The organism is Lichenicola sp. (assembly GCF_965198575.1).
Taxonomy (GTDB): domain Bacteria; phylum Pseudomonadota; class Alphaproteobacteria; order Acetobacterales; family Acetobacteraceae; genus Lichenicola.
Genome location: NZ_OZ240671.1, coordinates 1,927,186 through 1,951,671, shown reverse-complemented (window position 1 = coordinate 1,951,671; position 24,486 = coordinate 1,927,186). Strand labels below are relative to the sequence as shown.

At 67.7% G+C, this 24,486-nt stretch carries 26 protein-coding genes; 8 read left to right on the top strand and 18 right to left on the bottom strand.

Features of this window, described 5'->3' with window-relative positions:
- The first annotated feature begins 156 nt into the window (after positions 1–156).
- The gene (gene msrB, locus ACOEQ2_RS08935) at positions 157–567 is read left to right on the top strand and encodes a peptide-methionine (R)-S-oxide reductase MsrB (protein WP_419731178.1); all 411 of its coding nucleotides are present in this window, start codon (positions 157–159) and stop codon (positions 565–567) included.
- Positions 568–578: 11 nt separating this feature from the next.
- Positions 579–1,316 carry a peptide-methionine (S)-S-oxide reductase MsrA gene (msrA, locus tag ACOEQ2_RS08930; protein ID WP_419731015.1) on the top strand — a complete coding sequence of 246 codons (738 nt, stop codon included), beginning with the start codon at positions 579–581 and terminating at the stop codon, positions 1,314–1,316.
- Between the two features lie 7 nt (positions 1,317–1,323).
- Here msrA and pspF read toward each other — a convergent pair whose 3' ends face one another.
- Complete coding sequence (gene pspF / locus ACOEQ2_RS08925) at positions 1,324–2,415, bottom strand: phage shock protein operon transcriptional activator (protein WP_419731014.1); 1,092 nt, start codon at positions 2,413–2,415, stop codon at positions 1,324–1,326.
- A 193-nt stretch (positions 2,416–2,608) separates the two neighbouring features.
- Here pspF and pspA point away from each other — a divergent pair, with 193 nt between their 5' ends.
- The 4 genes from pspA to ACOEQ2_RS08905 are packed head-to-tail and all read left to right on the top strand — an operon-like array spanning position 2,609 to position 5,087.
- Positions 2,609–3,307: a phage shock protein PspA gene (gene pspA, locus ACOEQ2_RS08920; protein ID WP_419731013.1), complete on the top strand. Its 699-nt coding sequence runs from the start codon at positions 2,609–2,611 to the stop codon at positions 3,305–3,307.
- A gap of 12 nt (positions 3,308–3,319) precedes the next feature.
- Positions 3,320–3,601, top strand: coding sequence for a hypothetical protein (locus ACOEQ2_RS08915; protein WP_419731012.1), 282 nt, complete (start codon positions 3,320–3,322; stop codon positions 3,599–3,601).
- A gap of 16 nt (positions 3,602–3,617) precedes the next feature.
- A complete protein-coding gene (locus tag ACOEQ2_RS08910; protein ID WP_419731011.1) occupies positions 3,618–4,031 on the top strand; it encodes a PspC domain-containing protein in 414 nt (137 codons plus the stop codon).
- A 3-nt stretch (positions 4,032–4,034) separates the two neighbouring features.
- Positions 4,035–5,087 carry a hypothetical protein gene (locus ACOEQ2_RS08905; protein ID WP_419731010.1) on the top strand — a complete coding sequence of 351 codons (1,053 nt, stop codon included), beginning with the start codon at positions 4,035–4,037 and terminating at the stop codon, positions 5,085–5,087.
- 39 nt (positions 5,088–5,126) lie between these two features.
- Here ACOEQ2_RS08905 and ACOEQ2_RS08900 read toward each other — a convergent pair whose 3' ends face one another.
- The 5 genes from ACOEQ2_RS08900 to ACOEQ2_RS08880 form a co-directional block, all read right to left on the bottom strand.
- Complete coding sequence (locus ACOEQ2_RS08900) at positions 5,127–5,408, bottom strand: hypothetical protein (RefSeq protein WP_419731290.1); 282 nt, start codon at positions 5,406–5,408, stop codon at positions 5,127–5,129.
- Positions 5,409–5,596: 188 nt separating this feature from the next.
- On the bottom strand, positions 5,597–6,364 hold the full coding sequence (locus ACOEQ2_RS08895; RefSeq protein WP_419731009.1) for an SDR family NAD(P)-dependent oxidoreductase: 768 nt from the start codon (positions 6,362–6,364) through the stop codon (positions 5,597–5,599).
- Positions 6,365–6,549: 185 nt separating this feature from the next.
- Positions 6,550–7,188 carry a class I SAM-dependent methyltransferase gene (locus ACOEQ2_RS08890; protein ID WP_419731008.1) on the bottom strand — a complete coding sequence of 213 codons (639 nt, stop codon included), beginning with the start codon at positions 7,186–7,188 and terminating at the stop codon, positions 6,550–6,552.
- Complete coding sequence (gene pcp / locus ACOEQ2_RS08885) at positions 7,188–7,835, bottom strand: pyroglutamyl-peptidase I (protein WP_419731177.1); 648 nt, start codon at positions 7,833–7,835, stop codon at positions 7,188–7,190. The genes ACOEQ2_RS08890 and pcp overlap by 1 nt, the downstream gene beginning before the upstream one ends.
- An 8-nt stretch (positions 7,836–7,843) precedes the next feature.
- The gene (locus tag ACOEQ2_RS08880; protein ID WP_419731007.1) at positions 7,844–10,126 is read right to left on the bottom strand and encodes an NADP-dependent malic enzyme; all 2,283 of its coding nucleotides are present in this window, start codon (positions 10,124–10,126) and stop codon (positions 7,844–7,846) included.
- A 206-nt stretch (positions 10,127–10,332) separates the two neighbouring features.
- On the opposite strand from ACOEQ2_RS08880, the gene ACOEQ2_RS08875 reads away from it, so the two are divergent.
- The gene (locus ACOEQ2_RS08875) at positions 10,333–10,791 is read left to right on the top strand and encodes a Spy/CpxP family protein refolding chaperone (protein ID WP_419731006.1); all 459 of its coding nucleotides are present in this window, start codon (positions 10,333–10,335) and stop codon (positions 10,789–10,791) included.
- Between the two features lie 29 nt (positions 10,792–10,820).
- Here the strand turns inward: ACOEQ2_RS08875 and ACOEQ2_RS08870 are convergent, their stop codons facing one another.
- The 3 genes from ACOEQ2_RS08870 to ACOEQ2_RS08860 all read right to left on the bottom strand — a co-directional run bounded on the left by ACOEQ2_RS08870 (position 10,821) and on the right by ACOEQ2_RS08860 (position 13,238).
- Complete coding sequence (locus ACOEQ2_RS08870) at positions 10,821–11,378, bottom strand: DUF1003 domain-containing protein (RefSeq protein WP_419731005.1); 558 nt, start codon at positions 11,376–11,378, stop codon at positions 10,821–10,823.
- Between the two features lie 155 nt (positions 11,379–11,533).
- Positions 11,534–11,983 carry a hypothetical protein gene (locus ACOEQ2_RS08865; protein ID WP_419731004.1) on the bottom strand — a complete coding sequence of 150 codons (450 nt, stop codon included), beginning with the start codon at positions 11,981–11,983 and terminating at the stop codon, positions 11,534–11,536.
- Between the two features lie 130 nt (positions 11,984–12,113).
- Entirely contained in the window at positions 12,114–13,238 is a 1,125-nt protein-coding gene (locus ACOEQ2_RS08860; protein WP_419731003.1) for a molybdopterin-dependent oxidoreductase, read from the bottom strand.
- Positions 13,239–13,264: 26 nt separating this feature from the next.
- Here ACOEQ2_RS08860 and ACOEQ2_RS08855 point away from each other — a divergent pair, with 26 nt between their 5' ends.
- A complete protein-coding gene (locus tag ACOEQ2_RS08855) occupies positions 13,265–13,756 on the top strand; it encodes a CreA family protein (protein ID WP_419731002.1) in 492 nt (163 codons plus the stop codon).
- A 7-nt stretch (positions 13,757–13,763) separates the two neighbouring features.
- Here ACOEQ2_RS08855 and ACOEQ2_RS08850 read toward each other — a convergent pair whose 3' ends face one another.
- The 9 genes from ACOEQ2_RS08850 to ACOEQ2_RS08810 are packed head-to-tail and all read right to left on the bottom strand — an operon-like array spanning position 13,764 to position 24,478.
- Positions 13,764–14,069, bottom strand: coding sequence for a hypothetical protein (locus ACOEQ2_RS08850; RefSeq protein WP_419731001.1), 306 nt, complete (start codon positions 14,067–14,069; stop codon positions 13,764–13,766).
- Positions 14,069–14,737: a cytochrome c oxidase subunit 3 gene (locus tag ACOEQ2_RS08845; RefSeq protein WP_419731000.1), complete on the bottom strand. Its 669-nt coding sequence runs from the start codon at positions 14,735–14,737 to the stop codon at positions 14,069–14,071. The genes ACOEQ2_RS08850 and ACOEQ2_RS08845 overlap by 1 nt, the downstream gene beginning before the upstream one ends.
- Positions 14,734–16,404 carry a cytochrome c oxidase subunit I gene (gene ctaD / locus ACOEQ2_RS08840; protein ID WP_419730999.1) on the bottom strand — a complete coding sequence of 557 codons (1,671 nt, stop codon included), beginning with the start codon at positions 16,402–16,404 and terminating at the stop codon, positions 14,734–14,736. Before ctaD ends, ACOEQ2_RS08845 begins: the two co-directional genes overlap by 4 nt.
- Positions 16,401–17,396, bottom strand: coding sequence for a cytochrome c oxidase subunit II (gene coxB / locus ACOEQ2_RS08835; RefSeq protein ID WP_419730998.1), 996 nt, complete (start codon positions 17,394–17,396; stop codon positions 16,401–16,403). Before coxB ends, ctaD begins: the two co-directional genes overlap by 4 nt.
- Before the next feature lie 13 nt (positions 17,397–17,409).
- Positions 17,410–17,979, bottom strand: a complete 570-nt coding sequence (locus ACOEQ2_RS08830) for a hypothetical protein (RefSeq protein ID WP_419730997.1) — start codon at positions 17,977–17,979, stop codon at positions 17,410–17,412.
- Positions 17,966–19,003: a hypothetical protein gene (locus ACOEQ2_RS08825; protein WP_419730996.1), complete on the bottom strand. Its 1,038-nt coding sequence runs from the start codon at positions 19,001–19,003 to the stop codon at positions 17,966–17,968. The genes ACOEQ2_RS08830 and ACOEQ2_RS08825 overlap by 14 nt, the downstream gene beginning before the upstream one ends.
- Positions 19,000–19,560 (bottom strand): c-type cytochrome, encoded by a 561-nt coding sequence (locus ACOEQ2_RS08820; RefSeq protein WP_419730995.1) that lies wholly within the window; start codon positions 19,558–19,560, stop codon positions 19,000–19,002. The genes ACOEQ2_RS08825 and ACOEQ2_RS08820 overlap by 4 nt, the downstream gene beginning before the upstream one ends.
- The gene (locus ACOEQ2_RS08815; RefSeq protein WP_419730994.1) at positions 19,557–21,524 is read right to left on the bottom strand and encodes a quinol:electron acceptor oxidoreductase subunit ActD; all 1,968 of its coding nucleotides are present in this window, start codon (positions 21,522–21,524) and stop codon (positions 19,557–19,559) included. Before ACOEQ2_RS08815 ends, ACOEQ2_RS08820 begins: the two co-directional genes overlap by 4 nt.
- A 2-nt stretch (positions 21,525–21,526) precedes the next feature.
- Positions 21,527–24,478 (bottom strand): TAT-variant-translocated molybdopterin oxidoreductase, encoded by a 2,952-nt coding sequence (locus tag ACOEQ2_RS08810; protein ID WP_419730993.1) that lies wholly within the window; start codon positions 24,476–24,478, stop codon positions 21,527–21,529.
- Positions 24,479–24,486 lie beyond the last annotated feature (8 nt).

The window sequence follows — 24,486 nt, the reverse complement described above, 5'->3', positions numbered from 1 at the left end:
TCCAGCCAGACCCGCCGGCAGCTCCTGCAAGGGGTGAGCGCATTGGCGGCCGGGGTGGTGATCTGGAAGCTCTCGCCGCTGGGCGCGCGCGCAGCCGACCCGGCTTCGGGCACGATCGTGGGCGCGACCAACGCGGTCGCCCAGGAAGGTGCCCCGCTGGTCACCCACACCGACGCCGAGTGGCGCCACGTGCTGACGCCGGCGCAGTACGATGTGCTGCGCCAGGAAGGCACCGAGATGCCGTTCTCCAGCCCGCTCAACCATTTCTACTCGAAGGGCCGCTACGACTGCGCCGGATGCGACGAGCCGGTGTTCGCGTCCGACACCAAGTTCGATAGCGGCACCGGCTGGCCGTCATTCTGGCGACCCCTGCCGGCGGCTGTCGTCGAGCGCCAGGATGGTTCGATGGGAATGCAGCGCACCGAGATCCATTGCGTGCGCTGCGCCGGCCATCTCGGACACGTGTTCAGTGACGGTCCGCCGCCGACCGGCCTGCGCTACTGCATGAACGGCGTGGCGCTGCGCTTCAAGCCGGCGCCCGGCGTCAAGCCGCCCGAAGGGGCGTGAGGAGAGCTGTCATGACGATGTCCAGCCTGTCCAGGAAGATCCTGCTGCTCGGCGCCTGTGCCGCTTTGCCGGCCTCGCTGCTGCTTTACGGCGCGGTGCCCGGTCGCGCCGAGGAAGCGCCGCGCCTGGTGCCCGCTTTCGTGCAGACCAACGCAACAGCCGTTCCCGCCGAGAACGGTTCCCGCACGATCACCTTCTCCGGCGGCTGCTTCTGGGGTGTCCAGGGCGTATTCGAGCATGTGAAGGGCGTCCGTAAGGCAGTGGCCGGATATACCGGTGGCCAGGCCGACACGGCGCAGTACGAGACCGTCAGCACCGGCACCACCGGCCACGCAGAGTCGGTCCAGGTGACATACGACCCGCAGGCGATCTCGCTCGCCCGGCTGATGCAGATCTACTTCTCGGTGGCGCTCGACCCGACGGAAGTCAACGAGCAGGGCCCCGACACCGGTACGCAGTATCGCTCCGAGATCTGGACCAGCTCACCCGCCGAGGCCCAGGCAGCGACCGCATACATCGCGCAACTGGATGCGACCCACACCTATGGCGCCCGGATCGCCACCCGGGTCGATCCCCTGCAAGGCTTCTATCCGGCGGAGACCTATCACCAGGACTACCTCGCGCATAATCCCGACGCCGCCTACATCGCCATCAACGACATGCCGAAGGTCGAGGCGCTGAAGCGGCTGTTCCCGCAGGACTACCGCGCGACCCCGGTGCTGGCGCTCCCCTCCACAGGGGCCACATAGCCGCGCATCACGTCGCAGCCTCGTCGTTGGCTGCCGGGACACCACTGCCCTGGCGTCCCGGGACGGCGTGCACCTTCAGGTAATGCCGGAGCTGGTAATATGTCAGGCCGAGTGAGCGTGCCGCCGCCCGCTGGTTGAAGCGGTTGGCCTCCATCGCTTCGTTGAGCAGCCGGAGCTCGTACTGCCGGATGCGCGAGGTGAAGTCGCCGGTGCCATCGGTGGCCGGGTCCGCGGCTGGCCCGGCCATCGCGGTCGGGGCGGCGAGCGTCGGGGCGGGCCGCGCGGGTTCCGCCGACAGCAAAGGCGACGATTTCGGGAACGGATCGAGTACGATGCGCGAGAGCGGCTTCTTCGGATCGATCATCCGGTACACGCTGCGCTCGACCGCATTACGCAGTTCCCGCACGTTGCCTGGCCAGTCATGCGCCTTGAGCGCCGCCATCGCATCCGGCGCAAAACCGGCAAACAGCTCGCGCCCCAGCTCACGTGTCATGCGCAACGCGAAATGCCCGGCCAGCAACGGGATGTCCTCGGGTCGGTCACGCATCGGCGGCACCGGCACCACATCGAACGCCAGCCGATCGAGCAGGTCGGCGCGAAACCGGTCGGCCCTGACCAGCGCCGGCAGATCGGCATGGGTCGCCGCAACCACCCGCACATCCACCTGCTGCGGCTCGTTGCCACCGACCCGCTCGAAGGTGCCGTACTCGATGACCCGCAGCAGCTTTTCCTGGACCGCCATCGATGCAGTCGCGATCTCGTCGAGGAACAACGTGCCGCCATCGGCCAGCTCGAACCGCCCGGCGCGCCGACGCGATGCTCCGGTAAACGACCCCGCCTCATGGCCGAACAGCTCGCTATCCAGCAGCGCCTCGCCCAGCACGGCGCAGTTCAGCTTGATGAACGGCTTGTCCCAGCGCTGCGACAGGTAGGCGAGCCGGCTTGCTACCAGCTCCTTGCCGGTGCCGCGCTCGCCGATGACCAGCACCGGCCGGTTGAGCGGCGCGGCCAGGGAGATGTGCGCCAGCATCTCGCGAAACGCCGGAGCCTCGCCGATCGGCGTCGTGGAGTCGGCAGGCGATGTGGCCGAACGCGCCAAGTGATGGTTCTCCCGACCAAGGTCATGAAGAGGCCGAGTGTCGACGCGGACGGACCTCAGCGCAAGTCGGAGAAAATCCTGCGGCAAACCAATCGGTTACGAGAATGGCCTGCGGTCCGACCTAGTGGCACGGATGCTGCTCTGTCCCTTGCCCAAGGACGAGACCCCGTCCGATCTCGAGACGGAGGCTGCCATGAGCATCTTCTCCCGCCTGTCGGATATCGTGAACTCCAACATCAACGCCATCGTCGCGGGTGCGGAGGATCCGAAGAAGATCATCCGGCTGATCATCCAGGAAATGGAGGACACGCTGGTCGAGGTGCGCTCGTCCGCGGTGCAGACGATCGCCGAGCGCAAGGAGATCGAGCGTCGCGTGGCGACCCTGGCGCGTGACGAGGCCGAGTGGGAGCGCAAGGCCGAGCTGGCCCTGACGCATGATCGCGAGGATCTGGCGCGCGGTGCGCTGCAGGCCCGCACCCACCTGATCAAGACGCGCGAGGCGCTGCAGCAGCAGCTTTCGCAGATCGTCGCTGGCCTCGCCCAGCAGAACGACGACATCGCCAAGCTGCAGGCCAAGCTCGCCGATGCGAAATCCCGCGAGCAGGCGCTGCTGTCGCGCACCGCGATCGCCTCCTCGCGCGTCAAGCTGCGCGAGCGTATTCATGATGGCCGCATCAGCGACGCATTCGGTCGTTTCGAGCAGATCGAGCGCAATCTGGATGCGCTGGAAGGCCGCGCGGAGTCCTATGATCTCGGCCGGCGGACGCTGGAGCAGGAGATCGAGGGGCTCGAGGCCGACACCGCCGTCGAGAGCGAGCTCGACGTACTGAAGGCCAAGATGCGTCGTCGCGTCGGAGGGCCGGGGGTCGAGGGATCGGGCTCGCAAAGCTGAGGACGCCGTTGCATGGACATTGTTCCTCTTGCCGCAATTCTGGGTGGGAATCGTCTCGTGGATCTGACCGGGCTTGTCGCCGTCCTGGCACCGTTCCTGCTCATGGCCTGGTACATGAAGCTGAAGCATGACCGCGGTATCCGGTCGATCGGTTCGCAGGGGCTCGGCGCCGAGGAACAGCGGGCGCTGGCCGACATGAACGAGATCGCGCGGCGGATGGAGCAGCGCGTCGAGAACCTCGAGCGCATCCTCGACACCGAGCTTGCCGGCTGGCGCAGCCGGATGCCGCTCTGACGCGGAGGCCGAACCGATGAACGATCCGTACGCCGATGAGGCCCAGCCGCGGGTGTGGCGCCAGGACCGGGGGGCGATGTTCGCCGGCGTCTGCTCAGGCCTCGCCGATGACCTCGACCTGCCGCTGCCGCTGGTGCGCATGGTGACGGTGCTGTTCGTTTTCCTGCCGACCGGCCTCGCCTATCTTGCGCTGGGCCTGCTGTTGCGCCGACGCATGCCGAACCGTCGCACGCAGTTCCGGTCCTCCGGGACCACGTTCCGGACCGAAACCGGCGCCGGTGCCACGACGCGGCCGCAGCCTGTCGGGCAGAGCTATGCGTTGTTGCGTCACCGTTTCGAGACCCTCGAGCCCCGCCTGGGCCGGATCGAGGCGTTCGTGACCTCGTCGGACTTCGAGCTGCATCGCGGCTTCCGGCGCATGGGCCAATAGCCGATGCCGATCTTCGAGATCCACGATCTGTCGCGTGCCGGCGACATCCGCATGCGGCGGCGTCGCGCGGCGATCCTGCTGGCGGCGATCGTGGTGGTGCCGTGGGTGCTGCTGCAGGACAACGGCAGCCATGTCCATCGGCACCTCGCCCTCGAGGCTCCGGCGTTCCACGTCAGGCTGGACCCGATCCACGTATCGATCCCTGACGGCCCGTCCCGGAGCCTGACCGCGTCCGACCTGACGGTGGATCTGCCCTGCGCGAGTTCGGTGATCGTGAAGGCGGTGCCGGAGCTCGTGGACCGGATCATCGTCTCGGTCCGGTCGGGCCAGGACGCGGCCTTGCAGGCGATCGACGTGCAGGGCGGCAACATTCGAGAGTCGCCCGGCTGCAGCGAGGGCGACGGCGGCGACTTCATCCTGCAAGCCCCGCCGACGATGCCGTTGCGGATCGTGCAAAGCGGCGACCTCGACATGCATCTCGGCCGCTTCACCGGGCCGGTGACGATCGATGGCTCCGGCAGTGGCGACGTGGTGGTGGAACAGGCGGGCTCACTTTCGGATCAGCAACGATCTGCCGGCGACGTGTCGGTGGCGCAGATTTCCGGCAACGTGGTGGCCAACCTGACCGGATCGGGCGACCTCAGGATCGGCAGCGGTCACGCCGGCAGCCTGGTCGCAGCCCTGCATGGCAGCGGCGACCTGGTGGCTGGCAGCGGCGCCAGTTTCGACGGCGTGCAAGCCGTGCTCGACAATAGTGGCGACCTGTCGCTCGGCATCGTGAACGGCCATCTCGACGCGCAGACGACAGGCAGTGGCGATATCGGCATCTGGGTGGCGTCGGTCGACACGGCGCAGCTGGCTGGTTCCGGATCCGGCGACATCCTCATCCGTGCGGGGCGGATCGAGACCTTGATGGCGGAACGACACGGCTCCGGCGATCTGACCGTGCGCGCGACTGTAGGGAACGCGCAGGTCAGCCACACCGGCGCCGGCGATGTGACGCTCCCGCATGTCACCGGCCACCGCGTCGTCACCGACAGCGAGGACAACCGTTGATCGGCAGTCATCCTCGCCGGTGCTGAAGGCGATCCGCCGTTAGCGCGGCTGATCCGGGGTGACGGCGCCATTGGTCTGACCGGCACGATAGGCGGCGGCGTCCTGGCGCTGCTGCTTCCGGTAGCGGTGACGCACGACCATGCCGGTCGCACATCCGCCAGCAGCGCCGAGCACGCCGTGATGGGCGAGATGGCCGCCGACCGCACCGACCGCACCGTATTTCAGGCAGCCGCCCGGCTCTGCGGATGCCGGCGCCATCGGCAGGACGGCTCCCAGCGAGATCGCCAGGGCAACAGGCAGAACAACGAACTTCTTGATCATGGCACTCTCGATATCTTGGGGCTGCAGCCGCGCATCGCGGAGCCGCATCAAGCTACACCATCACTGCAAAATCAGGCGGAATTCGGACTGCATCGCGGCGATTCCGATGCGCACGGAGACGTGCACGGTTTGACCCGGACGCCTCCCCCGCCTGGTTGCAACCGGAACCGCCGCGACGGGAGGCTGGATCAGAACCAGCCGCCATCCACGACGAACTCGCGCGCGGTGACCATGCGGCTGTCGTCGGCGGCGAGCCAGAGCACCATGCGCGCGACGTCCGGCTCATACAGCCGATCGGGGATGCACTGGCCGCTCGCGCGCTTGGCTTCCGCCTCGTCGGTCATCCACAGGTCGAGCTGGCGCTGGGTGATGATCCAGCCGGGATAGACGATGTTGGCGCGGATATGATGCGGCCCGAGATCCCGGGCGAGGCCGCGGGTCAGGCCGATCACGGCCGACTTCGCGGCGGTGTAGGCCGGCATCCCACCCGAGGCGAGCAGGAAGCTGTTGGAGCTCATGTTGATGATGGAGCCGCCGCCGGCCTCGATCATGTCGGGCTTGATCGCCTGCACGCAGAAGAACTGATGTCGCAGGTTGGTGGCCATGCGGTCGTCCCAGTATTCCGGGGTCACGTCGTCGATGGCGTGGCGATCGTCGCGGGCAGCATTGTTGACCAGCACGGTGAACGGGCCGCCGAGCTGCTCGCGGAGGGTGTCGATCCCGGCACGGAGTGCGGTGATGTCGCGCAGGTCGCAGGCGGCAAAGCGGACCGTGACGCCATCGGGGAGGCTGGCCAGGGTCGCGGCAGCGCCGGTCTCGTCGATGTCGAGGAAGCCGACATGCGCGCCCTGCTCGGCGAAGTGGCGGACGATGGAGGCGCCGATGCCGGATGCTCCGCCGGTGACGAGCACGCGGCGTCCGCGCAGGCTGGGGTAGGTGGCGAACTGGTCGGCCATGATGATCGATCCTTGTGGCTCGTGGTGCAGCCTCTTGTCAGAGCCTGTCGGGGAATGCGCCGTGCCGGTCAGGAGCGGGACTCCGGTCCGGCACCCCCGACCTCAGCGGCTCTGAGATCAGCGGCCACCGCGTCGCGGCGCAATCTGCAACAGGAGGGGCCTGCCGCCAACGGGTGCGGATCGAGTTACTTGCCCGGTTGCAGTCGGAACAGCCGCGTTGGACGCAGCGTACGGTCCTCGAGCTCGAGCGAGGTCTCGACATCGTAGCGTCCGATCTCGATCAGTCCGTCGGCGGGCAGGTAGGCGCGACCCGGATCGGCGACCCACACCTCGGCGGTTTCCGCCATACGGCGCAGCCACGGCAGGATGTGCCGGGTCATCGGCGCCTCGTAGCAGACGTCGCCGCACAGGATCAGGTCCCAGCGGTTCGGCGCTCCAACGACATCCTCGGAAATCGGCGTGACCTCGACCGCGTTCAGTGTGGCGTTGAGCCGGATCGCGGCAACCGCCAACGGATCGATCTCGGCCGCCTCGACCGAAGCGGCGCCGGCCCGCGCACAGGCGATCGCCGCGATGCCGCCGCCGGCCGCGAAATCCAGAACGCGCCGGTCGGTTACCGCCTCGGGATGATCCAGCACATGCCGCGCGATCACCTGGCCGCCGGGCCACGCGAAGGCCCAGAATGGCGGCTCGATCCCGGTCTGTTTGAGCCAGTCTTCCGAAGCCTGCCAGATCGGCGTGATCTCGGTCGCGAGGTGCAGCCGGATCTCCGGCACCAGCCTGGTGCTGGCGACAACGGTGTGCGCCGCGATGAAGTCGTTCATCAGGACAGGGCGCCCTCGGTGATATGCGGCTCGGGCCCGCCCCGGGTGATCGCCGCGATCGCGGCCGCGAGCCCGCGCGTGACCGACGCCGTATCCAGAGACGGAGGCTCGCTCCCGGATATGCGCCGCACCGCCGCCTGCTCCGGCAGGAACGGGATATGCACGAACCCGCAGCGCATCGACGGCCAGGTCGTTTCGGCCATGTGGCGCAGGCCGAAGAACACGTGGTTGCACACGAAGGTGCCGGCGCTGTGCGACACCGACGCCTCGACACCCGCCTCCCGGATCGCCGCCACCATCGCCTTGACCGGCAGCGTGCTGAAATACGCAGCCGGCGCACCCGCCACCACCGGCACGTCGACCGGTTGCTGCCCGGAATTGTCGGGGATGCGGGCGTCATCGAGATTGATCGCAACGCGCTCGACGCTGAGCCCCGAGCGTCCGCCGGCCTGACCCACCGCGAGCACGATGTCCGCCGGCCAATCCTCGAGTGCCCGCCGCAGTTTTTCGAGCGAGTGCCCGAAGCTCGTCGGCAGCGTCAGCGTCCGCAACTCCGCACCGGGGAACGTCTCGCGGTGCAGCCCCGCTATCGCCGCCTCCGACGGATTGACGCTCTCGCCGCCGAACGGCTCGAACGCGGTGACCAGGATGCGCGTCAGGAACCGGCCCCCGGTTGTGCCACCAGCTGCGCGCCGATCAGCGCCGTCAGGTTGGCGATGCCGCGTGCGGTGACGCTCTGGGTCAGCACATGCACCGGCCGCGACACGCCGAGCAGCATCGGCCCGACCTGCAGCCCCTCCGCCGCCGCCTTCAGCAGCGAGAAACTGATGTTCGCGGCATCCAGCGACGGCATGATCAACAGGTTGGCCGATCCGGTCAGTGTGCTGTCGGGAACCGTGCGCATCCGCAGCGCCTCGCTGAGGGCGGTGTCGGTCTGCATCTCGCCATCCACCTCGAGGTCGGGGCTGGCGGCCCGGATCAGAGCCAGCGCCTTGCGCATCTTGCGTGCCGACGGGCTGTCGCTGGAGCCGAAATTGGAATGCGACAGCAGCGCCGCGCGCGGCACGATGCCGAACATCCGCACCGCTTCCGCCGCCAGCAGCGTCATCTCGCAGACCTGCTCGGCGGTCGGATCAACCACCATGTGGGTGTCGCAGAAGAACAGCACGCCGTTGCCCTGGATCAGTGCGGTGAGCGCATAGACCCGGTTGGCGGCCTGCAGCGGCGGGATCACGGGCAGCACGTAGCGGACCTGCTGCCACCAGCTGTTCAGCCCGCCGACCACAGCCGCATCGACCAGCCCCGCGCGCAGCAGCATGGACGCGGCAATGGTCGGGCGACGCCGCAGCGCCCGCGACGCCGCCTCGAGCGGCATGCCGCGACGACCGACCAGGCGCTGGTACTCGGCGACCAGCGGCTCGAACAGCTCCGAGGTGTCGGGGTCGATCACCTCGGCATCCTGGTCGAGATCGAGCCGGAGCCCGAGGGTGCGCAGCTTGGCCTCGATGATATGGCGGCGCCCCAGCAGCACCGGCCGGGCGATGCGGTCATCCACCACCGCCTGTGCGGCACGCAGCGTGCGTTCGTCCTCGCCCTCGGCGTAGGCGATGCGTTTGGGCGATTTCCGCGCCGCCTCGAACACCGGCCGCATGACCTGGCCGGAGCGATACACGACGTCGTTCAGGTCCTCGATGTAGGCGTCGAAATCCAGGATCGGCCGGTCGGCGACGCCGCTCTCCATCGCCGCCCGCGCCACTGCCGGCGCCACCACGATGATCAGCCGCGGATCGAACGGCTTCGGGATGATGTAGTCCGGGCCGAACACCGGCGCGTGGCCGCCATACGCGGTCGCCACCACCTCGCTCGCCTCGATGCGCGCGAGTTCGGCGATCGCCTCGACGGCCGCCACCTTCATCGCCTCGTTGATCTCGCGCGCGCCGACATCGAGGGCGCCCCGGAAGATGAACGGGAAGCACAGCACGTTGTTGACCTGGTTCGGATAGTCCGAGCGCCCGGTGGCGATGATCGCGTCCGGCCTGACCTCCCGGGCCAAGGTGGGATCGATCTCCGGCTCCGGATTGGCCAGCGCCAGGATGAACGGCTTGTCGGCCATCTGCTTGAGCCACTCGGGCTTCAGCACCCGCGGCGCCGACAATCCGAGGAACACGTCCGCACCCGGCAGCACCTCGGCGAGGGTGCGCGCATCGGTGGTTTGGGCGTAGCGGGCCATGTTCTCGCCCATGTCGGGATCACGCCCGGCGAACACCACGCCCTTCACGTCGGTGAGCGTCACGTTCTCCGGCCGCAACCCCATCGCCACCAGCAGATCGACGCAGGCGAGGGCGGCCGCACCGGCGCCGGAGGTCACCAGCCTGACGTCGGCAAGCGTCTTGCCCTGCAGCATCAGGCCGTTGGTCACCGCGGCGGCACAGACGATGGCGGTGCCGTGCTGGTCGTCGTGGAACACCGGGATACGCATGCGGCTGCGCAAGGCCCGTTCGATCTCGAAACATTCGGGCGCCTTGATGTCCTCGAGGTTGATCGCCCCGAAAGTCGGCTCCAGCGAGGCCACGATATCGATGAAGCGCTGCGGGTCCTGCTCGGCGATCTCGATGTCGAACACGTCGATGTCGGCGAACTTCTTGAACAGGACGGCCTTGCCCTCCATCACCGGCTTAGACGCCAGCGGCCCGATATTGCCGAGGCCGAGCACCGCGGTGCCGTTGGTGATGACGCCGACCAGATTGCCGCGCGCGGTGTAGTCGCGGGCCCGGTCCGGCTCGGCCTTGATCTCCTCGCAGGCCGCCGCCACGCCGGGCGAATAGGCCAGCGCCAGGTCGCGCTGCGTCGCCATGCGCTTGGTCGGCACGATCGCCAGCTTCCCCGGCTTCGGCAGCCGGTGATAATCCAGTGCCGCCTGGCGGAAGTTCTCGTCCATTCGCGTGATGTCCCTAGAGCGCGTCGGGCCATTCTCCACAAGCCGGGGTCCGCTGCCAAATCGCGGCTGGTCTGCATCGTCGGTAGCCGGGATCGGCCTGGTCGTTACACTCCGTCGCCTAATGCAGCGGCTCGTTGTTACAGCCCATGCGCATCATCCTGCCAGCTCCCCAGCCGGGGCACGCCGAAGCCCAGGAGAACCGTCCGATGCAGACCCGTAAGATGCTGTTGACCACCGCCATTGCCGGGCTGCTCGGTTGCGGCGTCGCCTTCGCCCAGCCTGGCCCCGGTGGATGGCACCATGGCGGCGGCATGCTCGAGGGCGTGACGCTGACCTCGGCGCAGCAGAGCCAGGTGCATGCGCTGATGCAGGCCGAACACCAGAATACCAGGAGCCTGCGCCAGCAGGTGCGCGCGATCCACGAGCAGATCGAGACGACGTTGCTGTCCTCGGGCAACGTGACCGAGGCCACCCTGGCGCCGCTGCAGCAGCAGGAAGCGTCGCTAGAGCAGCAGCTCGAGGCGCAGCATCTGTCGAACCAGATCGCGATCCGCAACCTGCTGACCCCGGAGCAGCTCACCCAGGCGGCCAGCACGCACGCGCAGATGGTCTCGTTGCACAACCAGGAGCAGGCGCTGCACAGCTCGTCGAACTCGCCGGAATAACCTCCCAGCCGATCGATGCGGGGCTGCCCTCAGCCGGCAGCCTCGCTCGCCTCCTCCTCTGCCGCATCCACATGGCTCTGCTTTATGGCATCGAGCACGGAATGCGGATCGGCCGGAGCCGCCATCGCCTCCGCCTCCGGATCATGGCGGTCGGCCAGCAGCGGATTGTCCCGCCGCATTTCCTCGAGCAGCTCGATGATCTTGGCGGCCTTCTGCTCGCTCAGGATCGACAACTCCAGGGTCAGCTGCTCGCGATACTCGGCAAGCTGGTCGTCGTGCCGCTGGGTCGAGAGAATCAGCACAGTGATATAGAGCGCGCCCAGCGAGACCGCGCCATCCATCCAGGCGAATGGCGGGGGGTCGAGCGGGACACCGCCGGCCGCGGTGATCAGCAGGTTGAAACCGATCCAGAACACGACAGCCGCCGTGAGCATGCCGACGAAGCGTGGCCGCCCGACGAAACCCACCAGCCGCGCCACGGCGCGCTGCAACGTCGAGGATGCCCGACGATGCTCCGCGTGGAGCTGCGCGATCGAGCGGATGGTATCCTCGATATGCGCGGGCAGTATCGGATTGCGGTCGTCCAAGCGGCTGGCCTCCTTGGGGGAGCGGACCTGCAATCACAGGCCGGCAACGGGCGGCGACAGATGCGCGTCGCAGGCCCGTTGCGGCCTTTCAACGGACAGGGGCGCGGGGAATGCGGAGATCGCCTTCACCCGCACATGATGACCCTGCGGTCGGATCAGTCCTCCGAGGTTTCGTCCGCATCCTCGCCGGCGACATGCTCGTCCTGCTCGGCAGTCCGCTTGGTGCTCCGGCGTGTTTTCGTCGCGGCGGCGCGGCGCGGCTTCTTTTCCGCGGTGGCGGCAATGAACGGCGCGGGCTCCGGAGCGGCCGGTGCGACTTCGCGGGCAGCCGCCTTCATCTCGGCGTTCTGCTTGCGGAGACGCGCAACGGTCCGTTCGAGCTTCGCAACCTGCGCTTCCAGCTCTGCCTTGTTCGGCTTCGGGGCGGCGGCCGGCGCGCGACGCGCAACAACGGCGCGCTTCGGAGCCGCGGCCGGAGCAGCCTTCGCCCGGGCGCTCGGCACCTTGTTCTTCGAGCCGATCGGACGGCCGACGCGCTTCTTCGGAGCAGGCTCGGGAGTCCGTTTTGCCGGAGCGCGAGTGGTCTTTGTGGTGGTACGGGCCATAATTAATCCTGTAACAATGTGGAGATATCTGCTGACTATAGCCTGAATGCCGAAGCGACAAGGCTTGCGGCCTCACAATTCGCGCTATTACGCATTTATTTCCGGGACTATTCCGATCGTGCGCAGCCGATCAGCGCACCGAAACCGACACGCGGTGCCAGGCAGCGCTCAAATATCCCTTGAAGTTCCATGTGTCGTCCGGTCGCGCGGGTTGCGTCTGCCCGGCAGAATCCCAAGCGCGTACAACAAGTTCATGTCGACCTGCCGGCAGATCAAGTACTGCCGTCCAGAAAGTCCAGCTCCATGGCGCGGTCGCATCATGCTCGAGGCTCGCCTGGATCCAGTGGTTGCCGCCATCATATGAAATATCGACACGCACGATCGGGCGCGCCGTCGCGATCGCGTAGCCGCGCACGGTGACGTGGCCGGTTTCGAGCACCTCACCGGCGGCCGGCTCGCAGATCGCGGAATTCAGTGGCATCTCGTTAATCGTGAATCCGCTGTCCCAATCGACGGTCTCCGGCGTCATGTGCGGGGGGACGAGCTTGTAGTCACGCGCCTGCATGTGATTGTCCGACGGCCGGTCCTGCACGGTGATGCGGCGGAGCCATTTCGGACTGCGCACCCCGGCATAGCCCGGCACCACGACCCGCAATGGATGCCCGTGCTCCGGCGCCAGCGCCTCGCCGTTCATCGCATAGGCGAGCAGCACCTCCGGCGACATCGCCTTTGCCATCGGGATCGACGCACCGTAGGCGAAACGACCTTCGCCTTCGATCTCCACCTCGTCGCATGAGTCGAAGGCCACGTGCAGCGACTCGGCGTCGCTGGCACCGGCGGCGTTCAGGACGTCGGCCAGCCGTACGCCGGTCCAGGCGGCGTTGCCGATGGCGCCGGGAGCCCACGGGTCCCCGGTGGTCGGCCGCACGAGCTGCAGGTCGGCACGCCGATTGCCGGCGCATTGCATCACCGCGGTGACGGTGACTTCGGAAAAACCATCCCGCAGCGCGTCCAGGGAAAATTCGAGCGGCTTCGCCACCAGCCCGGCGACGACCAGGCGGTGCGTCGCCTCCGCAAGGTCGGGGATATCGCCGTGGCTGCGAACATAGAAATCCCGCCGGGCGGTGATCGTCGCGGCACGCAGGCGGTCCAGCGGCGGCTCGGCATTGTATGGCGTCGTGGAGTGGACGATCATGATCGGCGGTTCGGCCTGCTGCATCTCGGGCTGCAACGTCGCCCGGCGCGTCGGGATCATGTCGAGAAACAGGGTTTCGGTTGCAGATGATCCAATTCCGGAAGATCTCCCGTGGCGTGGTCACGGCCCTGGTTCTGGGCACGACCTTGGCCGCTCCGGTCGTTGCAGCGGCGGACGGGGTGCGGGTCGGTTCCGTCAGCACGACGTTCCGGCTGCTCGGGCGCAACGACCAGATCGCCGTCGATCGCTACGATGATCCGAAAGTTTCGGGCGTGTCGTGCTACCTGTCGCACGCCGAGACCGGTGGCGTTAAGGGATCGCTGGGCCTGGCGACCGATCCGTCACGGTTCTCGCTGGCCTGTCGCGCCACCGGAAAAATCGTGCCCCCTGCCGACCTGCCCGATTCCGAAATCGTGTTCGGGCTGAGCACGTCGTTCTTTCTCAAGGAACTGCGCGTATCCCGCCTTTACGACCGGGACAAGCATGTCCTGATCTATCTCGCCTGGTCGACGAAAGCGATGACCACCGGCGGCAGTCCCTACAATGCCATCACCGCGATCCCGCTCGACGCTCCTTGAGGAAAACTTACCGGGTCACGTAGTCCAGCAGCGTCATCGCGAACAGGATGGCGACCCAGAAGAAACCGATCAGCGCGAAGAAGCGGATGATCGGCGGCTCCTCGAACAGCTCCATCGACACCACGATGACGGTGCCGATCATGACCACGGTGACCGCGGCCTCGATCATCCATGCCGCCTGGATCGGCCGCCAGACGCCCAGCAGCACGATCAGCCCGAGCATCAGCAGCAGCGCCAGCATGGTGAGGATGGGCGTGCGCAGGGCCGCCCACAGCATCCGGCGATCACCCGGGGAGAGCGGACGGGCGGCCATCAGCGGTTCAGCACGTAGAGCACGGGGAAGACGATGATCCAGATCAGGTCGATGAAGTGCCAGTACAGCCCGAAGATCTCGATCCGGTTCTGGTGCCGCTCGAGGAACCGCGGCTGGCTCGCCAACCAGGTCATCACCAGCAGGATCGACACGCCGGTGAGCAGATGCACGGCGTGCAGCCCGGTGGTGATGTAATAGAGGTCGGTGAACAGGATGCTGGCCCGGTCGTCGGCGAGCGCGTAGGAGCGTAGCGGCAGGAACGGCATCATGTGCTCGTCCCAGTCCTGGTAGTACTCGAAGCTCTTGAGCAGCAGGAACAGGGTGCCGAGGCCGGCGGTGGCCAGCATCGCCCGCACCATGCCCCGCTGCCAGCCGATGCGGGACAGCTGGATCGCCGCCGACATGGTGAAGCTGGAGACGATCAGCACAGCGGTATTGGTGGCGCCGATCCAGAACTTCAGGTGCCTGGCGACCGCGGTGACCGCCCCGGGGTGCAGGATCCGCAGGATCAGCGCGGTCAGGAACAGGCCGGCGAACAGCAGCAGCTCGGTCAGCAGCCAGCACCAGAGCCCGAACTTGGCGGCGTGTTTCTGCTGCCCGTCGGTGGTGAAATGCTCCTCCCGCTCGATCCCGACCTCTGCACGTTCCTCCCGGAGGGCCTGGCTCACACCCGGGCCTCGCGGTCGGAGTAGTCGTACGGCTCGAAATCGACGGTCGGCGGGGTTTCGAAATTATGCTTGGGCGGCGGGGACGAGGTCGTCCATTCAAGCCCCTTGGCGTTCCACGGATTGGCCGGGGCGCGGGCACCGAACCGTAGCGACCACAGCAGATAGACCATCGGGAAGATGTAGCCGAGCGCCAGCACCAGGCTGCCCGCCGACGACAGGATGTTCAGGATCTGGAATTCGGGCGGATAATTGTGATAGCGCCGCGGCATCCCGAGATAGCCCAGGATGAATTGCGGCATGAACGTCGTGTTGAAGCCGATGAACACCAGGAACGCCGAGAGCCGTCCCCAGGCCTCGGGATACATCCGGCCGGTGAACTTCGGCCACCAGTAATGCAGGCCGCCCAGGAACGCGAGCGCTGTGCCCCCCACCATGATGTAGTGGAAATGCGCCACCACGAAGTAGGTATCGTGCACCTGCTCGTCGACCGCCAGGGTCGCCAGGAACAGCCCGGTCAGTCCGCCCACCACGAACAACCCGATATAACCCATCGCGTAGAGCATCGGCGTGTCGAGCTTGAGGCTGCCTTTGTAGATGGTGGCGGTCCAGTTATAGACCTTCACCGCCGACGGCACCGCCACCGCGAACGACAGCACCGAGAACACCACCGCCGAGGTCTCGCTCTCGCCGTTGACGAACATGTGGTGGCCCCACACGAAGAAGGTCAGCGAGGCCAGCCCGATCGAGGCGTAGGCGACGAAGCGGTAGCCGAACAGCTTCTTCTGCGCGAAGGCCGGCACGATCTCGCTGATCACCCCCATGCCCGGCAGCACCATGATGTACACCGCCGGGTGCGAGTAGAACCAGAACAGGTGTTCGAACAGCACCGGATCGCCGCCGAGTGCGGGGTCGAACACGCCGATATGGAAGGCGCGCTCCATCAGCAGCAGGATCAGCGCGATGGTGATGACCGGCGTCGCCAGCAGGAAGATCAGGCTGGTCGCGTACATCGTCCAGACGAAGATCGGCATCCGGAACCAGGTCATGCCAGGCGCCCGCATGGTGTGGATGGTGACGATGAAGTTGAGCCCGGTCAGGATCGACGAGAACCCCACGACGATCACGCCGATGAGTGCGGGCACCACCCAGGTGTTTGAGAAGGTGGTGCTGAACGGCGCGTAGAAGGTCCAGCCGGTATCGACGCCGCCCGCCACGACGGTGAACAGGGTGAACAGCGACGCGCCGACGAAGATGTACCAGCTGGTGCGGTTGAGCCGCGGGAAGGCCACGTCCTTGGCGCCGATCATGATCGGCATGATGAAGTTGCCGAAGGTCGCCGGGATCGACGGGATCAGGAAGAACCAGATCATCACTACGCCGTGGATGGTGAACAGCTTGTTGTAGGTGTCGTTGCTGAAGATCGTCCCGTTCGGCACCACCAGCGACAGCCGGATCAGCCCGGCGGCAATGGCGCCGATGATGAAAAAGAAGGTGATGCTCAGCAGGTACAGGATGCCGATGCGCTTGTGGTCGGTGGTGCCGAGCCAGGAGCGCAGGGTGTGCTCGTCATGCAGGTAGTCCGGCTCGCGGTCGATCGTCGTGCGCGCCGGGCTCGGCTCGCGTGCGCCTCCGGCGATGCGGGAAAGCGTGGTGTCGGAGGGGCTCATGGCGTCTTCTCCGGTCCGGAGCTGGTGTCGTCGCGATCGGGCGAGCCGAGCGACTTGATGTAGGCGGTGAGCAGGACGAGGTCGCTCTCCTGGATGACGCCCTTGAATGACGGCATGACCTGCTTGTAGCCGGCGATCAGGTTGTGGTCCGGATACAGGATCTTGTCGCGGATGTAGCTGTCGTCGGCGATCAGCGTGCCGCCGGCCTCGAGCGGCACCGGGTTGCCGTACACTCCGGCCAGCGACGGCGCCCGGACCACCGCATTGCCGTCATGGCAGCCGGCACAGCCATACGAGCTGAACAGCGCCTTGCCCTGGCTGGCGAGCGACGTAGAGGTGCCGGCGTTGCGCAACCAGACGGCGTAGTCGGCCGGCGTCATGATGGTGAGCAGCCCAGCCATCTTGGAATGGTCGGTGCCGCAATATTCCGAGCAGTACAGCCGGAACACCCCTGCCTTGTCCGCCTTGAACCAGAGCTGGGTGTAGCGGCCGGGCAGGGTTTCCATCTGGATGCGCAGTGCCGGCAGGTACAGCGCGTGGATCACGTCCTGCGAGATCATGTTGATCAGCACCGGCTGGCCGGTCGGCACATGCAGGTCGTTGATTTCCGCCTGGCCACCCGGATGCTGGAATTTCCACATCCATTGCCGGCCGATCGCCTCGATGCGCAGCGCGTCGCCGGGCGGGTGCTTGTGCCGGTCGAACAGCTTGGCGCCCCAATAGAAGAAGATGAGCGTCAGCATGAACGGGATGAGCATCCAGCTCACCTCGAGCAGCCGGTTCTTGTTCTCGGAATACTCCCGGTGGGCCTGCTTGCCGTCGCGGAAATGGATCGCGAACCAGGTGATGGCGAGAAAGATCGGCACCGTCAGCAGCAGCGTCAGCAGCGTGAAGCTGAGGATCAGGTGGTCCGACTGCACCGCATCCGCGGATGCGGCACGCGGCCACAACAGCAGCGGCGAGCTCGCCGGGCTGGCACTCTGGCTGTTCATGCGAGGGACCAGGTCATGGAACGCCGTCCAACGACTGGCCGATGGTGCGCTGCATCGCCTCGCCGATCGGGATGCGGGCCCGCGTGTGCTGCGGATCGGCCCAGGCGTAATGGTTCAGCCGGTCCGACTCCGTCCGGCGGAGGGCAGCGATATCGCGCAACGGATGGTCCTGCAGGTGCGGCAACGGCGTGGCGATGGGGGTCTGCTGCTCGGCGGTCAAGGATGGCGCCTGCTCGCGGTCGGCGCGGAAGCCATGCAGCATCAGCACCACCAGCCAGATCGCCACGGCAATGGCGATCGCCAGGCCGAGCGAGAGCAGCCCCATCGTCGCCGCACTCATGTCCTCGGTCTCGAACCCCTTGGCGACGGCCTGCGGTGCCGGCGGAGCGGAGGGCTGGCCGCGGCCGGTCTCCTCGCCGAACGGATCCGCGCCGCTTTCCAGCATGCGCTTCCGGGCGGCCTGGCCCATGAACAACGCCGAGACACCGGCGACCGCGCCCGCGAAGGCGAGCAGCGCGCCGTTGCGACGGCGGTGATCCGGCGTCGGGGCATGGTCGCAGGCGGGGTGCTCAGGCGCGGACAAGGCGACGCCTCCCGAGGGCCGGAAGCCAGCCCGCCAGATGCACGCCGACGACCAGCGCGATCAGCCCCGCCGCCGCCAGCAGGTCGGCCGCGGACAGCGTGAAGTGACCGCGGAATGACGGGGTAATCAGCCAGAAGCTCTCCAGCAGCCGGACCAGCAGCGCCAGACCGGCAATGGCTGCGATCAAGCGACGCCGGGCCGCGGGTCGGATCGCCGGCAGCCTCAGTACCGGGGCTGCCAGCAGGAGCAGCACCGCGAGCCACAAGCAGGCCGCACCGAGGCCGTCGATCCGGTGCAGATACCAGCTCGCCTCGTGCGGTTCGTTGGCCGACCAGATCACCAGGAACTGGCTGAAATGCAGGAACATCCAGAGCGCCAGCAGGATCAGCAGCGGCCCCGCAAAGCCATACGACGCCGGCGGGTCGACCAGGCAGGCCAGCAGGGCGGCCACCGAGAGCGCCGAAAGCATCGCACCGGCGAGGACCAGCAGCCCGAATTCCGAGGAGGCAATGCCGGGCTCGACCGCCATGACCCAGTCGTACGCGGCGAGGGTGCCGGTCACCAGCGTCAGGCCGAACCCGAGCCCGGCCGCCACGCGCCGGCCGCCAAGGCGCGGGGGCACGCTGAATTGCAGGGCGAGCGCGCTCCAGATCAGCAGGAACACCACCATGCGCAGGCTGAACGGCGTGTGCGCGAACCACTCCCGGCCGATCCCCGCCGCGGGCCAGGCCGACGGATCGTACAGCGTGCCTGACAGCAGCAGCACCGGCAGCCCGAGCAGCGCGGCCACCGGCATCAGCGGCAGCAGCGCCCGCAACGGCGGTAGCAGAGGGCTCGCCTCGCCGGCGAACGCCTCAAGCAAGCCCACCAGCAACAGCGCACCAAGCGGCACCGACAGCACGAACAGCCACGCAGCCAGGTAGGACGGCATCACCCGCATGCCGGCTCCGCCCAACACCGCCAGGACCAGCAGCGGGATCACACCCGCACCAGCCAGCAGCATCGGTCTGCGGTCACGGGTCATGGCTGCCCCGCATGATCGAGCTCCGCATGATCGAGCCCCGCATGATCCTGGGGTGTGAGCTCGGCGACGGGCAGGCCCTGGCTGCGTTGCAGCGCGCGGATATAGGCGATCACCGCCCAGCGGTCGTCGGACGGCACCCGCTCGGCATAGCTGTACATGACGCCGTAGCCGTTGCTTATGACATCGTAATAATGCTGCGCCGGCGCCTGGCGCAGCCGGTCGCTGTTGAAGGAGGGCGGATGCGGGAAGCCGCGCTGCACGATCATGCCGTCACCTTCGCCGGTCTTCGCATGGCACGGCGCACAGAAGATGTTGTACCGTTCGTGCCCGCGCTCGAGCATTGCGGCGGTGGCGACGGGCGGGTGCGCGACGTCCGGGTCCGTCTCATCGACCGGCACGGCGCCATCGGCGGCCTTGCGCATCGATTGCTGGTTCGGAAAGAACCGGCTCGCGTCCCAAGAGCTCGACTTGTCCTGGGTGTACATGTCGTGCCGCTTGCACCCCGACGGCAGCAGCGCCAGGACCGGCAGCAGCATGATCGCAGAAATCCGCTTCATCGCGGCACCCGGTGCACGACGAGCGGCTGCACCGGCAGCGCCTGCATCGCGAGTGTCACGCGGGCGGCATCGAAATCGTCGTCCTGCTTCTCCACCACCAGGAAATAGCGGTCGCGGCTGGCACCGCCGATGCCAGGGATGTTGAAGGCCGGATGGTTCAGCCGCGGCAGCCGGTTCTGGAACAGCAGCGCCGCCACCGTCGCGATCGCGCCCACCATCATCGCGAACGACACGCTGGGCACCACGAATGACGGCCAGGAAAAGCGCGGCCGCCCGCCGATATTGAACACGTAGTCGTAGCCGGTGGCGTACAGGCACATCGCCATCATCGCCGCCCCACCGAGCAGGACGATCCCCGCCAGTGCCACCGGATGGGTCAGCCGCCGCCGCATCTGCAGCGCCTCGACGGCCCCCTCGATCGGCATCGGCGAATACAGGTCGAGCCGGCCGAGCTTCCGGCCGTGCAGCGAGCGGGCAGCGGCAACCGCATCGTCCGGTCCGTCGAACTCCGCCGCCACGCCCCAGACCGGCGCGTCCCGCGGCAGGTCGAGATGGTCCGACGACACCGGCGTTCGGGTCGCTTCCGGACCAAGATGCGACAGCGCCCGCGTGTCCGGCAACGACAGCACCGGCAGCAACCGCAGCGCCAGCAGCAGCAGGAACAGGAACAGCCCGCCGGAGCCCACGAACGTCGCTAACCCCCAGATGCCGATGCTGTAGGGGTGATCCGACGAGGGCAGGAAATCATGCTGCAGCGTGGCCACGATGACCATGAAATGGTCCGCCCAGCTGCCGACACACACCGAGAGCCCGACCAGCAGCAGCAGCGGCGGGGATTGCCGGGCGGTGCGCAGCCAGAACAGTTGCACCGGCACGATCGCCGCCAGCAGCAACGTCCAGAACGCCCAGGAATGTGGCCCGTGCAGGCGCTGCCCGAGCGAGAACAGCGCATAGCTGTCGCCGCTGAGCAGGGTCCCGAAATTCTCCGCGAACACGCAATAGAGGTCGGCGAGACCCAGCCCGAGCAGCAGCCAGCCGAGCCGGTCGAAATGCGCCTCGGTGATGGATGCCTCGAGCGAAAACGCGCGCCGCATCACCACCACGATGGCGGTCGTCGCGGCAACGCCGGAGAACAGCGCGTCGACCAGGAACGTCACCGGCAGCATCGTGTCGTGCCAGCCGGGCTCGAGGCTGCCTGCGAACATCACCGCGGCCCCGGTCTGCAGCGACACCACGACGATCAGCCCGAGCAGCCCGAGTGCCCGCAGCGACCGGCTCCAGCGATACCAGTGCGACGCCGAGCCACGCCAGCCGAGGGCGGCAATGCCGTAGAGCTGCGCTGCAAGAAGTGGCATCCGGCCGCCTTCGCGGTTGCGCACCCGGTCGACGGCCCGGTCGCGCAGGCTGGCGAGGTCGGGCAGCATGCCGACATACCAGAGCGACAGGCTGACCGTCAGGTAGCCGAGGATGTCGACCGCGTCCCAATAGAGCGGGCTGCGGAACTGCGGCCACAGCCCCATCGTGTTCGGATACGGCAGGTTCCAGTAGAAGAACCACGGCCGTCCGAGATGGATGATCGGATACACGGCCGCGGCAATCGCAGCCAGCACGGCGATGGTCTCGCTGATCCGGCTGACTGCCCCGCGCCAGCTCTGGCCCGTCAGCAGCAGCAGCACCGACAGCCCGAGTGCCCCGGTCGCAACGCCGATCCACCAGTCATAGCCGACGATGTCGAGCGCCCAGGTGACCGGGACGTTGTTGCCCCAGACGCCGACGCCTTCGTACAGCAGCCAGCCGATCGAGATCACCAACACTCCGATCAGCCCGACCGACGCGGCGACCGCCAGCCACCAGGCCCGCCCGATCGCCCCGAACGCCGCCTGCTCGACCTGCCGCCCGATGCTCTCGTAGGTCTGGTCCGAGCGGATGAACGGCGACGCGCGCGGGAGGATGCCGTCGCTCATGCTCAGGCCTTGCCCGGCGCGTCGGGGGGCAGCAGGCCGGCCAGGTACGTGGTGCGCGGCTTCACCCCGAGCTCGCCGAGCAATGCGTAGTTGCGGTCGTCCTGGCGTTGCGCGGTGACCTGCGCGTGCGGGTCGGCGAGGTTGCCGAAGCTGATCGCGCGGGTCGGGCAGGAGGTCTGGCAGGCGGTTTTCACCACCCCGTCGGCGATCGGCTCACCGGATGTGTCGCTGTCGATCCGCGCCTCGGCGATGCGCTGCACGCAGTAGGTGCATTTCTCCATCACGCCGACCGCGCGCACCGTGACCTCCGGATTGCGGCCGGCCTGGATCGAGGGCTGCGCGCCTGCGGAATAATCCAGGTAGTTGAAGTGCCGCACCTTGTACGGGCAGTAGCCGGAGCAGGCGCGGGTGCCGACGCAGCGGTTGTACACCATGAGGTTCAGCCCCTCATGGTCGTGCAACGTCGCCTCCACCGGGCAGCCCACCTCGCACGGCGCGTCCTCGCAATGCATGCACGGCACCGGCTGGAAACGCGTGTCGGGCGCGTCGAGCTCGCCTTCGTAATAGCGGTCGATGCGCAGCCAGTGCATCTCGCGGCCCTGCATCACCTGGTCGCGGCCGACCACGGCGATGTTGTTCTCCGACTGGCACGCCACCACGCAGGCGTTGCAGCCGATGCAGCTATCGAGGTCGATCACCATGCCCCAGGCGCGGCCGTCGCCGGGTTCGGTGACCGGCCTGGTGTCGTACAGCGTGGCCGGCTTCACGGATTCCGCGTCGTTGTCGTGCGTATCCTGGCGCTCGCCCGGATGCTGCATGCGGACGAAGTCATGCCCCTCCATCGAGGAGTGGTCCTGCGTGGTGGCGATCCGCACGCGCCGGCCGGTCTTGCGCAGCGTCACGTCGTCGCGCGCCCACGGGGTATCGGCGCGGACCAGCGTGTATGCGTCGTAGCCGAGGCCGGTGGCGAGCGCGTCCTGCACCCGGCGGCCGTAACCCAGCGTGACGGTGAGGCTGTTCTCCGCCTGGCCCGGGGTGATCCAGACCGGCGCCTCCAGGGTCCGGCCTCCCGCCGACAGCACCACCACGTCGCCGTTGCCCAGCCCCTCGCGCTCGGCCAGGCGCGGCGAGATTGCGACGACGTTCTCCCACACGATCTTGGTGAGCGGCTTCGGCAGCTCCTGCAGCCAGGCGTTGTTGGCCTGGGCACCGTCGCGCACGGTGGGGTCCGGCCGGAACAGCAGCTCGAGGCCGGTCCAGGCCGGGCGTGGGTTTGCAGCGCCGGCCGGCTGCACCGACACCGTCACCGGCTGGAACGCGCTGCCCTCGACGAAGCCGTGCCGCAGCGCCGCGTGCCAGCGATCATCGGAACCCCACTGCCCACGCCAATACGCATGCAGCAGCGCCCGCCCGGCTTGCGGCTCCGGATCGGTCAGCAACGACAGGATCTCTTGCGGCGAACGACCTTCGTAAAACGGCGCGATGGTCGGCTGCAGCAGCGAGACGGTGCCGTCGAACGCCCGCGCATCGCCCCAGCTTTCCAGCGGGTGGGTCAGCGGCAGATGCCAATCGGAGGCCTCGGCGGTCTCGTCGACATACTCGCCGGCGTGGATCTTGAGCGGCACCCGCGACAGGTGCGCGCCGAAATCCAGCTCGGCCGCCGCGTCGTAGAGCGGATTGCAACCCAGCATCAGCAGCGTCTGCACCTGGCCCGCCTGCATCGCCGTGAGCAGCGAGGCGAGATCCTCCGTCGCTGCCACCGCGCGTGCCGTCTGGAACACCGGCCCGCCGAGATTGCCCAGCCGCGCGTTGGCGCGATGCACCGCCGCATGCACCTCGGCCGGTTGCGCCGGGCCTGCCATCACGATGCCCTGGCCGTGCGCCGCTTCGAGAGCAGCGATCGCCCGTCGCACCGCCGGTGCCGAGGAGCCGGTCCAGTCGCCGCCGGTCGCAAGGCAATCGGCAAGCGCTGCCACATCACGCGCCGAGAGCGGTGCGTGATGATCCGCCTTGGCGCTGGTGAGCGTCGGTGTCGGGCCGAATGCGTGCAGCGTGAGCAGCGGACCATTCGCCGTCGAGGCCCGGCGCGCCTCCACCCAGTCCCGCGACACGCCGACCTGCTGCGGCCCCGGATCGAGGAAATCCCCATCAAGCGCCACGACGACGCGCGCCTTGTCGAAGCGCCACCGCGTCTCGAGCGTCTGCCCGAACGCGAGCTGGCTGCCGGCCCGCACCGCCGCCTGCGAGATCGGTTCGTGACCGTGCCAGTGCAGCCCTGGCATCTCTGCACGCAGGCCCGCGATCCGTGCCGCCAGCGAGGGCGAGGTGACCGGCCCGGTCAGCAGCCGCAAACCGTCGCCACGACGCGCCCGGGCGACCGCGATCGGGGCCAGCATCTGCGCGCGGAAACTCTCCCAATCCGTGGTGCGCCCGTTCTGCAAAACGGCCTGCGAGCGGAACGGATCGTACAGCCCGAGGATCGACGCCTGCCCCAGCACGTCGGTGCCGCCGCGGGTCCAGGGGTGGCTGTCGTTGCTCTCGATCTTGATCGGGCGGCCGTTGCGGGTGACCACATGCACGCCGTTCGCGAACCCGTCGGTCAGCGTCGCGGTGGCGTAACGCAGCGGCGAACCCGGACGCTGGTGTGCCGGATCGCGCACATACGCGACCTCCTCGGTGCGGCCATCGTCGTCGTCCGGATCATCGCAACCGGCAAGACCGGCCAATGCCAACGACGCCGCCATCACCCGGAAAAACCGCCGCCGATCGATCGCGCCGCCAATTCCGCCAGGCCCCGCGAGATCGGCAACCCCCGGATATTCCGCTTTCAGGAAACGCCGGAACGCCGGAGTTCCCGCCAGATCCTCGAGACTGCGCCAGGCATTGCCGCCGCTCGCCTGCCGCTGCCGGAGGGCTGCCCGCACGGCACCGATATCGTCCGGATCAGCCGCCATCGTGGACA